This is a genomic window from Pseudomonas sp. OV546 (genome assembly GCF_900116845.1).
Lineage (GTDB): Bacteria > Pseudomonadota > Gammaproteobacteria > Pseudomonadales > Pseudomonadaceae > Aquipseudomonas > Aquipseudomonas petroselini.
The window spans coordinates 64,561-76,081 of the sequence record NZ_FPCE01000018.1 but is presented as its reverse complement, the minus strand read 5'-3'; the positions used below and the strand labels follow the sequence as shown (position 1 = coordinate 76,081).

Annotated in this window: 7 protein-coding genes; 5 read left to right on the top strand and 2 right to left on the bottom strand. The window is 61.6% G+C overall.

Going from position 1 to position 11,521, the window contains the following annotated elements:
* Nucleotides 1–139 precede the first annotated feature (139 nt).
* A complete protein-coding gene (locus BM403_RS28490; protein ID WP_093546282.1) occupies nucleotides 140–1,765 on the bottom strand; it encodes a pyoverdine maturation tyrosinase PvdP in 1,626 nt (541 codons plus the stop codon).
* Nucleotides 1,766–1,907: 142 nt separating this feature from the next.
* On the opposite strand from BM403_RS28490, the gene pvdM reads away from it, so the two are divergent.
* The 3 genes from pvdM to BM403_RS28475 are packed head-to-tail and all read left to right on the top strand — an operon-like array spanning nucleotide 1,908 to nucleotide 5,442.
* Nucleotides 1,908–3,257, top strand: coding sequence for a pyoverdine-tailoring dipeptidase-like protein PvdM (gene pvdM, locus BM403_RS28485; RefSeq protein ID WP_093546279.1), 1,350 nt, complete (start codon nucleotides 1,908–1,910; stop codon nucleotides 3,255–3,257).
* Between the two features lie 18 nt (nucleotides 3,258–3,275).
* On the top strand, nucleotides 3,276–4,547 hold the full coding sequence (locus BM403_RS28480) for a pyoverdine-tailoring periplasmic protein PvdN (protein WP_093546276.1): 1,272 nt from the start codon (nucleotides 3,276–3,278) through the stop codon (nucleotides 4,545–4,547).
* A gap of 34 nt (nucleotides 4,548–4,581) precedes the next feature.
* A complete protein-coding gene (locus tag BM403_RS28475) occupies nucleotides 4,582–5,442 on the top strand; it encodes a dihydropyoverdine dehydrogenase (RefSeq protein WP_046036819.1) in 861 nt (286 codons plus the stop codon).
* 795 nt (nucleotides 5,443–6,237) lie between these two features.
* Here the strand turns inward: BM403_RS28475 and BM403_RS28470 are convergent.
* Complete coding sequence (locus BM403_RS28470; RefSeq protein ID WP_046036261.1) at nucleotides 6,238–7,068, bottom strand: N(5)-hydroxyornithine transformylase PvdF; 831 nt, start codon at nucleotides 7,066–7,068, stop codon at nucleotides 6,238–6,240.
* A gap of 200 nt (nucleotides 7,069–7,268) precedes the next feature.
* On the opposite strand from BM403_RS28470, the gene BM403_RS28465 reads away from it, so the two are divergent.
* Both BM403_RS28465 and BM403_RS28460 read left to right on the top strand, forming a co-directional pair.
* Nucleotides 7,269–8,921 carry a cyclic peptide export ABC transporter gene (locus BM403_RS28465; RefSeq protein WP_012723750.1) on the top strand — a complete coding sequence of 551 codons (1,653 nt, stop codon included), beginning with the start codon at nucleotides 7,269–7,271 and terminating at the stop codon, nucleotides 8,919–8,921.
* 110 nt (nucleotides 8,922–9,031) lie between these two features.
* Complete coding sequence (locus BM403_RS28460; protein ID WP_012723749.1) at nucleotides 9,032–11,467, top strand: TonB-dependent siderophore receptor; 2,436 nt, start codon at nucleotides 9,032–9,034, stop codon at nucleotides 11,465–11,467.
* Nucleotides 11,468–11,521: the final 54 nt, after the last annotated feature.

Here is an 11,521-nt window from a genome sequence, read left to right as displayed (position 1 = left end):
GAAGCGGCCCTAATCCGGCCAACTCGTTTTACCTGAAAGAACGCGGTGGCCGTGTTGGGGCCGCTTCGCAGCCCAGCGCGGGGCAAGCCCGCTCACTACAACGAACCTGCCCATCACAACAGGCCTGCCCATCACAGATTCAGGCAGAGGGTAATTTGAGGTGGCGGGCGTACCACGGTCGTCTTGGCACGCGCTTGAACAGGCCCTGTAATAGGTTTTCGTCTTCACCAAAGGTAATGCGCAGCGCCAGCTTCATGGTCTCCGGGTCCATCTCCATCGACCGGCCCATCTGCAGGCCCGGCGTGGTGCTGCAGCCATGGGTGTCCGGGCCGAGCCAAGGGTCGCCGACTTCCACCCAGCGTCCCGGTGCGAACCAGGCTACGCCGTTGACCTCCATGCGCCTGACTTCGCCTGGATTGAAGCGTTCATGGGCGCGGAACCAGTCTTCGATACGGTCATCGATCCAGCCGTGGAAGTGCCAGAACACCGGGTTGACGTGCGAGGAAAACGGGTCGCCGAGGAAGTCGTTTTCCGCCGCGTACCAGCGCGGGGCGAAGTCGGAGGGGTCGCGGGCGAAGGGCACGGGCGCACCGTTCGACGGGTCGCGCGGCACTGAGGCCCAGCGCATGTGCAGCCAGTCGTGCAGGCCCAGTTCCATCTCGGAGCCCAACTGCCCCAGGGTGAATTTGGCCAGGTAGCGCGGGTCGCGGTATTGGGACTCCCAGACCTGGAAGTTGCTGTGGTAGGTCTCGGCGCTCTTGATGTCGCTGACCCACTGGGTGTAGTCGCCGTCGTCCGGCGCCGACCAGGTCGGTGGCAGTGCAAAGCCGTCGTGGTTGTCGAAGTAGCGCAGAAAGCCCAGGCGATCACGCTCCAGGGCCGGTTGCGGCTCGGGGAACTGCGGCCATGAGGGCAGGTCCTGCATTGAGCGCGCGGTGCCGAGCATGTGCCGGTGCATGAAGAAGAAGTCGATTCCCGAGCCGTTACGGTCCTTGCGTTTGCCCCGTGCGTCGCGCTCCTGGCCACGCGGACCGGGCTGCCAGCCGATGCCACGCAGGGCGTCGCGTTTTTCTTCGGAGAGTTTGTGCCACTGGTCACGACTGGCGTGCCACAGCTGGTGGAACAGGCGGTGCTCGGGGGAAATCAGCCAGGCCAGCAGGGTCGGGTTGAGGCCGATACGCTGGCGGGCTTCGGGGAACCACTGTTTATGGGCGATGAAACGGTTGTCGCGCTCAACGAGAGCCAACGGCCGGTCGAGGTCGAGGATCTGCCCGCTGAGGGTGCCACTGCCGGCGTTGCCGAAGTCGGCCCAGACTTCGTCGAGGGTCATCTTGAATTCATAGGCCGGCGTGCCATCGGTCGAGTCCCGGTCGATCAACCGCCAGTACAGCACGGCGCTCTCCCCGGTCAGCAGATCACCGAGCACGCGGTAACGCGGTTCGCCTTCGGCGCGCAGGTTGGCGGCGGTGTCCAGGTAGCCGCGCAGGCCACGCCCACGGGGGGCGATGTCGAGCAACAGCGCCAGGCCTTGCAACGGCAGGCCCTTGAGGCCGGCATCGCGGCCTTCCAGGCGCAGGTCCCAGACCCCGCGCAGCGTGTTCGCCAGGTGCTGGCCGGCGGTGTCGGCCAGGTCCACGGTGGCTTCGCCGGGGGTGATGGGGAATTCTTCTTCGCGCGTCAACTCGCGATGGGCATAGAAGGCTGCCGGCACAGCGGCGCCTGTCAGTGCCAGGCCTGCGATGAACCCACGTCGAGAGATGGTCATTGTCTACCTTAGGAAACGGCTTTATCAGAGCTAGAACGTTTGCACGCCGGGGAAATTTACCGCCGCGCCCTGCCCGCCTAAATTTCCCCGCCCATCACTCGTTCTTCCCTGATAGCGAAGGCCTCAACTGACTGAGATGGCAATGACAAAACCACGTTCGAAAAAGGCGCTGTATATCGGCTTGCCGCTGGCACTGGCCATCGGTGCCGGGGCCGGTTTCCTGGTCTGGGATCACTGGTTCAAGGGCAATGCCGGTTACCCGCTGGAGGTGATCAAGCAGGCCAATGAAATGCAGGATCGGCTGCTGTCGTTCGACAGCCACATCACCGTGCCGGTGGATTTCGGCACCGCCGGCAACGAGGCCGACAAGGACGGTGAGGGCCAGTTCGACCTGGCCAAGGCGGCACGCGGGCGCCTGTCCGGTGCAGCCCTGACGATTTTCGGCTGGCCGGAAATCTGGAACGGCGCCAACGCGCCGCACAAGCCCACCGACGGTTTTGTCGAAGCCGCGCGCCACGAACAGGAAGTGCGCTACAAGATTATCAGCGGCATGGTGCGCGACTACCCCAACCAAGTCGCCATCGCCTACACCCCGGATGATTTCCGGCGCCTGCATGGCGAGGGCAAGTTCGCGATCTTCATCAGCATGCTCAACGCCTACCCGCTGGGCAACGACCTGAACCAGCTGGACCTATGGGCGGCACGCGGCATGCGCATGTTCGGCTTCAGCTATGTGGGCAATAACGCCTGGTCGGACTCGTCGCGCCCGCTGCCGTTTTTCAATGACTCCACCGACGCCCTCGACGGTTTGTCGGAGATCGGCAAGCAAGCGGTGCACCGCCTCAATGACCTGGGGGTCATCATCGATGTGTCGCAGATGTCGACCAAAGCCTTGGAGCAAGTGGCGCAATTGAGTCGTACGCCGATGGTGGCGTCGCACTCGGCACCGCGCGCGGCAGTGGATATCCCGCGCAACCTGAGCGACAAAGAGCTGCAACTGATCAAGCACAGCGGTGGCGTGGTGCAGATCGTGGGGTTCTCCGCCTACCTGCGCCCACTGAGCCAGCCGACCCAGGACAAGCTCAACGCCCTGCGCGCCCGCTTTGACCTGCCACCCCTGCCCAACTTGGCCATGGCGCTGATGCCGGGCGACGCAATCATCGCCGCCTGGCCCGAACACAAGTTCGGCGAGTACGCCAGCGCGCTCTACGCCATCCTCGATGAGGAACCCAAGGCCACCCTCAAGGACCTGGGGGATGCCATCGACTACACCGTGCGCAAGATCGGCATCGACCATGTCGGCCTGGCGTCGGACTTCAACGACGGCGGCGGCGTCGAGGGCTGGAACAACGTCGGCGAAATACGCAACGTCACCGCCGAACTGATCCAGCGCGGCTACTCCGAAGCCGACATCGCCAAGCTGTGGGGAGGCAACTTCCTGCGGGTGTGGAACCAGGTACAAAAAGCCGCCAAGCCCTTGGCCAACCGCTAATCATCCAGAAGCCCGTCCATGACCGACCGCCGTACGTTCCTCAAACAGGCTGGTGTATTTGCCGCCAGCCTGCCACTGGGCGCCGCCCTGCTCCCGCAGGCCGTCGCCGCCAACGCAACCGATGCCCCATGGACGGGGCTCAAGCAACTGTTCAACCAGGACCCGGACTACCTGCACTTTTCCAATTTCCTGGTGGCTACGCACCCCAAGCCGGTGCGCGAGGCCATTGAGCGTTACCGCGCACAGATCGACCGCAACCCAGGACTGGCCATGGACTGGGACCTGCAGGAAGCCTGGAAGCGCGAAGGCCAGGTGCGCGAGTGGGCCGGCCGCTACCTGAAAGCCGCACCGGCGCAGATCGCCCTCACCAGCAGCACCTCCGAAGGGCTGGCGATGATTTATGGCGGGATCAAGGTACGGCCGGACCAGGAGATCCTCACCACCGTCCACGAGCACTATGCAACCGAGTACAGCCTGGACTTTCGCGTGCGCAAGGAGCAGACCCAGGTTCGCAAGATTCGCCTGTTCGACAACGCCAACCGCGTGTCCATCGACGAGGTGCTGGGCAACATCCAGCGCAATATCCGCCCCAACACGCGCGTACTCGGCATGACCTGGGTGCAGTCCGGCAGCGGCGTGAAACTGCCCATCGGCGAAATCGGCAAGCTGGTGGAAGAACACAACCGCAACCGTGACGACAAGGACCGCCTCCTCTACGTGGTCGACGGCGTGCATGGTTTCGGCGTGGAAAACCTCGATTTCCCGGACATGCACTGTGACTTCTTCATCGCCGGCACCCACAAGTGGATGTTCGGCCCACGCGGCACCGGACTGGTGTGCGCCCGCGACCCGCAAAACAACTACGTGACCCCCATGGTGCCGACCTTCTCCGAAGACAAAGACTTCGCCACCAGCATGACCCCAGGCGGCTACCACGCCTTTGAGCATCGCTGGGCAGCGGACGAGGCCTTCAAGCTGCACTTGCAGCTGGGCAAGGCGCAGGTGCAGGCGCGCATCCATGCGCTGAACACCGAACTGAAAGAGCAACTGCTGGCACACCCGCAGATCGAACTGGTGACCCCGCACAGCCCCGAACTGTCGGCCGGTTTTACCTTTTTCAGGGTCAAGGGCGAGGACAGTGACGCCGTAGCCGCCTACATGATGAAAAACCGTGTGGTGATTGACGCGGTAGACCGTGATGTCGGCCCGGTGATCCGCACAGCGCCTGGCCTGCTTAATACTTCCGCAGAGATCCAGCGCTTCATGACGTTGCTGGGCCAGCGGGTGTAACGCACACCTTTTCCACGTTGAATGAGAGGACTCCATGAACAAACCCCTCACGGCATTGGCACTCACCGCCCTGTGCGGTGCCTTGTTGCCAAGCCTGGCCCAGGCCGCCGCGCCACAACCCGGCAAAGTATTCAAGGACTGCAAGGACTGCCCGGAGATGGTGGTGCTGCCCGCCGGCACCTTCACCATGGGCACGCCAGAGGATGAAGTCGGCCGCGAGCCGGATGAAGGCCCGATGCACGACGTGACCTTCGCCAAGCCGTTCGCCATGAGCCGCTTCCACATCACCGCCGGCGAATGGGACAGCTACATCCGCCAGACCGGAGTGAAGATCGCCGACGGTGACACCCGCCCCGGCCGCGAGTGCATCGCCAGCAAGCCGCGCTACCCCCAGGGCCCGCGCCAACCGGCAGTGTGCATGGACATGGAGGACATCAAGCAGTACGTGGCCTGGCTGTCGAAAAAAACCGGCCAGCAATACCACATGGTCAGCGAAGCCCAACGTGAATACGCTGCGCGCGCCGGTTCTACCGGGCCGTTCCCCTTCCCGTTCGATGAGGGCAAGGGCTACAGCATCGCCAAGCACGCCAACACCTATGGCCCGGCCGATGGGTACAGCTACTCATCGCCTGTCGGCAGCTACCCGCCGAATGCGTTTGGCATGTACGACATGCATGGCAACGTCTACGAACGCGTGGCCGACTGCGAGCACGCCAACTACATCGGCGCGCCTACCGACGGCAGTGCGTGGATGGAGCCGAACTGCGAGGGCTACATGATTCGCGGCAATGACTGGGGAGAAGCGCCGGTGTTCTCACGCTCGGGCAACCGCAACAACATCTACCCGCAGACGCGGGGGGATTGGATTGGCTTTCGGGTGGTACGCGACCTGTAATAACGCAGGAGATCAAATGCGGGAAGGGGCTTGCCCCCGATGGGGATGTATCAGTACCTGACCTACCACCATCGGCGGCATAAGTATCTACACAACGCTGTAGCAACCACGGCAACCACGATGCGAAGCGAGTCGCTCTTGATCTTGATCTTGATCTAGCTTTTGATCTCAGGCGCCCCGTCAAACACGCTGGCCGTAATTCGACAGGGATTTGGGGGGTAAACCGGCAGGGATGCCGGTTTAGCCGCCCCGCGCCATGGATGGCGCGTGGCGGCGGCCCCCCAAATACCTGGCGGATTACGGGCACACCGAGCGTGAGCGAGGTGCCGAGTGTTGGGGCAAGAGCGTTTTGCTTACTTTTGCGCTTTTCAAAAGTGAGCCGCTGTAAAAGCGGAACCCATAGCGGCCGTTACCTAAATAACGGATATGTACCCGGTCTGATCCAGCATCCAGGTCAGCTGTCAGGCCGCCAACGGGAGCAAGCTCCCTCGCCACAGGTCCAGCGCCATAGCCAGAATTGTGTAGATACCGATGCCTCGATGGCGCTGAATCAGTCACCTGATGAATCGACTGACACACCGCTATCGGGGGCAAGCCCCCTCCCACATTTGGATCGCGATCTAACCGTTAGATGGCGCTCAGCTGCCAGGCCGCCGGCGGGAGCAAGCTCCCTCGCCACAGGTCCTGCTCCATAGCCAGAATTGTGTAGATACCGATGCCTCGATGGCACTGAATCATTCACCACACTGCTATCGGGGGCAAGCCCTCCCTCCCACACTTTTAACTGTGCCCGCTTTAGAGTTCCTTCCGTGCCAACAACGCCAACCCTTCATGCAGCGCCGGAAACAGGCTGTTGTTGAAGTTGTTCCAGCGCAGTTCGAGGATGGTGTCCTCCGGCGAGATCTCGGTCTTGAGCACGTCATGGAACACTTCACCCGAGTCGATGCCGTTGTCCACGTAGTGGAACGACGCGCCGGTGAGGTACAGCGGCTCCGATGGCATCGTGGCCTTGGTCGTCCAATCGGTGACCGTCAGCCCACGCGCACCGTACAGGGCGTTCCAGGTCGCGTAGGCGCCACGGCGCTCGTAGGGCGATTCGATGCGGGTAATGCCCGGGTGAATGTTCATGATGCGGCGGGCAAACGGTGCACCGGGACGCACCAGCTCGTCGAGGATCACCAGCAGGCCGTCCAGCACCACGATATCCGCCTTCAGTTCCACCAGCGTGTCGTGCAGGCGGCGTTCGAAGTCCTGCTTGCCGGCGATGTGTTCCGCAGTGCCCCGTGGCAGGCGGCGATAGGTGGACGGCACGCTCAACAGCAAGTCATTGACCAGGCGCCCCTGCACCCGCAAGTCGGCCGGGTACAGCCACTGACGGCCAGGCGTGTAGGTAAAACCGTAGTCGCTGACCAATTGCTGGTCACGCGGGTTCTGCTCGTCATCGTCATACACCACCCCCACCAGGTTGTAGGCCTCGCCCAGCGGCGTGTCGTTCAGTGCCCCCGCCAGGGATTCCAGCACCGACATCATGTAGCGCTCGTGGTCCTTGTAGGCCACCGGCTGCCCAGCCTTGTCGGCAGCGGCATTGCGCAGGGACCACACATACACCAGGTTCTTTTTCGTCATTGTTTCGCTCTCACTGGATAGATCAGGCACGCGCCGATACGCGTGCGCCTACACCACAAGAACGAACCAGGCCCCGCCCAATTTATCCATCGCGGCCACCGCCTGGCACGCCGAGCTAAATAGTCGCGCCGACACTTCGTTTGTCATGGGTAAGGGTCTGTGTGCCCAGCCCCCTCTTTTTCACTTTCCGGGAAGTATTTATGACCGACCCCAAGCGCGGCGCCTTCAACGGTTTGCTCGCATTGCTCAGGCCCTTTCGCACCCTCGTGACCGTCTCCGTCGCCCTGGGCATGGCCGGCGGCCTGGCCATCACGTTGCTGCTGGCGACGATCAATAATGCCCTGCACTCGCCACAAGGCATGACCCAGGGCGTGATCCTGACCTTTGCAGCCTTGTGCGTGCTGGCGCTGGTCAGCTCGATCATTTCCGACATCGGCACCAACTACGTCGGTCAACGGATCATTGCCGCCCTGCGCAAAGACCTGGGTGAAAAGGTGCTGTCGGCGCCCATCGGGCAAATCGAGCGCTACCGCTCCCACCGACTGATCCCGGTGCTGACCCACGATGTCGACACCATCAGCGACTTCTCCTTCGCGTTCACGCCCTTGGCCATTGCCGCCACGGTGACGCTGGGCTGCCTGGGCTACCTGGCGTACCTGTCGGTGCCGATGTTCCTGATGATGGTCGTCGCCATCGTGATCGGCAGCGCCGTGCAGTTCATCGCCGGCGGCAAAGGTATCCAAGGCTTCGACCTGGCACGCAGCCATGAAGACGAATTGCAGCGTTATTACAACGCCATCGCGTCCGGCGCCAAGGAACTGCGTATGCATCGGCCACGGCGCTTTCGCATGAACACCCACCGTATCCAGGAAACGGCGGACCGCATCAGCGATATCCAGGTGCGTTCGGTCAACATCTACATCCTCGCCAAGACCTTCGGCTCGATGCTGTTCTTCGTGGTCATCGGCCTGGCCCTGGCGATGCAGGCCTATAACCCGAACCCGGACCCGACCGTGATCACCGGCTTCGTGCTGGTGCTGTTGTACATGAAAGGCCCGCTGGAACACCTGCTGGGTTACCTGCCCGTGGTGGGCAAGGCGAAGATTGCCTTCGGGCGTATCAGCGAGTTGTCGGAGCGCTTCTCCTCGCCTGAACCGCACCTGCTGATGGATGACAGCGAGGCGCCGACACCGATCGTCAACAGCCTGGAACTGCGAAACGTGAGCTACAGCCCACCGGCCGTGGAAGGCAGCGAGCCGTTTCACCTGGGGCCGATCAACCTGAGCATTGCCCAAGGCGACATCGTATTTATCGTCGGCGAAAACGGCAGTGGCAAGACCACGCTGATCAAATTGCTGCTGGGGCTCTACCCGCCGCAGTCCGGCGAAATCCTGCTCAACGGCGAGGCCGTGACCGACCCCGAGCGCGATGACTATCGCCAATTGTTCACCACGGTATTCGCCGACTACTACCTGTTCGACGACCTGGTCCAGGGCAGCGCCACCCAGTCACTGGACAGCGCCACTAAATACCTGGAACGCCTGGAGATCGCGCACAAAGTCAGCGTCAAGGACGGTGTGTTCAGCACCACCGACCTGTCCACCGGCCAGCGCAAGCGCCTGGCACTGGTCAACGCCTGGCTGGAGGAACGCCCGGTGCTGGTATTCGACGAATGGGCCGCCGACCAGGACCCGGCCTTCCGCCGGATTTTCTATACCGAGCTGCTGCCGGACCTCAAGCGCCTGGGCAAAACCATCATCGTGATCAGCCATGACGACCGCTATTTCGACATCGCCGATCAGTTGGTACGGCTGCGCGCCGGCCAGGTGATGCATGAAATGGAGCCTGCATGACATTTTCTTTTCCGGTTTTCCGAAGTAGGAACGTCTCACTAGTGGTAATGAGAACTAACCTCAATAAACATTAAAATTTGCCCACTTAAAACATAGAAGAGAAACCATCCATGTCAGCACGACTCGGTCTCAGCCCACTGAGCAAAGCGCTAACCAGGGCCCTGAACATCAACCTTCTGCCGAGCGCGCTTGCCCTAGCGGTATCGCTGCCGGTTGCCGGCTATGTGCAGGCACAGGAGATCGAGTTGGATATTCCAGCACAGGCACTGGGGAGTGCACTGCAGGAATTCGGCCGCCAGGCCAACCTGCAGGTGCTGTACAGCCCGACCGACGTGGCGGGAAAAAACAGCACGGCGATCAAAGGTAAACTGGATCCGCAGCAGGCAATCAACACCTTGCTGGCAGGCACTTCGACCACCCACAGCCTCAGTGGCAACGCGCTGACCGTTACCGCCGCCGGCGCGTCCGCCGGGCTGGAATTGAGTCCGACCCAAGTGACCGGCAACGTGCTGGGCAACATCACCGAGGGCTCCGGCTCCTACACGCCGGGCACCATTGCCACGGCCACGCGGCTGACCCTGACCCCGCGGGAAACCCCGCAGTCGATCACGGTGATTACCCGCCAACATATCGAGGACTTCGGCCTCAACAACGTCGATGACGTGATGCGCCACACGCCTGGCATCACCGTATCGGCCTATGACACCGACCGTACCAACTATTACTCGCGTGGGTTCTCGGTCAACAGTTTCCAGTACGACGGTATTCCGTCCACCGTGCGCAACGTCGGCTACTCGGCGGGGAACACCCTCAGCGACATGGCGATCTACGACCGCGTCGAAGTGCTCAAGGGGGCCACCGGCCTGCTCAACGGCGCCGGCTCCCTGGGCGCGACCATCAACTTGATCCGCAAGAAGCCGACGTCGGAGTTCAAGGGCCATGTGCAATTGGGCGCTGGCTCCTGGGACAACTATCGCAGCGAAGTGGATGTAAGCGGCCCGTTGACCGACAGCGGCAATGTCCGGGGCCGTGCAGTGGCGGCGTACCAGGACAAAAAGTCCTTCATGGACCATTACTCGCGCAAGACCGAAACCTACTACGGCATTACCGAGTTCGACCTGTCCCCCGACACCATGTTGACCGTCGGCTTCGACTATCAGGACAACATTCCGAAAGGCTCCAGCTGGTCTGGTTCGTTCCCGTTGGTCAACTCCAACGGCAGCATCAACAAGATGCCACGCTCCTACAACAACGGCGCCACCTGGAGCTCCTGGGAACAGAACACCCGCACCGCCTTTGCCATGCTTGAGCATGATATGGGTGACGGCTGGGTCACCAAATTCCAGCTCGACCACAAGATCAACAGCTACCATGCCGACCTCGGTTCGATCCAGTTTGTCCAGCCGGCAGCCGATGGCACCGCCGAGGTCAACGGTCAGAAATACACCGGCGAAACCAAAAGCACCTCCGCCGACCTCTACGCCACCGGGCCTTTCAGCCTGTTTGGCCGCGAACATGAACTGGTGGTGGGCGGCTCGATCGGCACGTCGCGTTGGCAAGGCAAGGGGTACTGGTCGCCGGAATGGCCAGGCGGCAATAAAGTCGATTTCTATAACTGGAATGGCCACATTGCCAAGCCGATCTACGGCCCTGTCCAGCAATACATCGACGATACCATCCGCCAGACCGGCTACTACATGACCACACGCTTGAACGTGATGGATGACCTGCACGTGATCCTCGGTGGGCGCGTCGCCAACTACCACGTCACCGGTATCAACCCTTCCTACAAGGAAACCGGCCGCTTCGTTCCTTACGCCGGTGTGGTCTACGACCTCAATGACAACATTTCGGCGTACGCCAGCTACACCGATATTTTCCAACCCCAGGAAAGCACCTACAAAGACCGGAATCAGAAGCTGCTGGAACCGGATGAAGGGCAAAACTATGAGTTGGGCCTCAAGGGCGACTTCCTCGATGGCCGCCTGAACGCCAGCCTTGCTTACTTCGAAGTGCATGAGACCAACCGCGCTATCTCGGACGATGCCTACAACAACCAGACCCCGGCCCCGAACAACTACGCGTTCAAGGGTTCCAAGGCCGTTACCAAAGGCTATGAAGCTGAAGTTTCCGGTGAACTGGCGCCGGGCTGGCAAGTACAGGGTGGCTACACCCACAAGATCGTGCGTGACGATGACGACAAGAAAATCTCCACCTTCGAGCCTGAGCACCAGGTCAACCTGAACACCACCTACAAACTCAAGGGCGACCTGGACCAATTCACCATCGGTGGCGGCCTGCGCTGGCAGAGCAAGGGTTGGTATGAAATCTACAACTCGCCGCTCAACACCAACCAGGACATCACCCAGAAGTCCTATTGGCTGGTGGACTTGATGACCCGCTACCAGGTCACCAAGAACCTCTCGGCGACTGTCAACTTCAACAACATCTTCGACAAGTCCTACTACACCAACGTGGGCTTCTATAACTCGGCTGCCTACGGTGAGCCGCGCAACGTGATGTTCAGCACCCGCTGGGACTTCTGATGTGATGCCTTGATCGCCCTGGCGGCGATCAACCAAAAGCCCGATGGAAGCGCT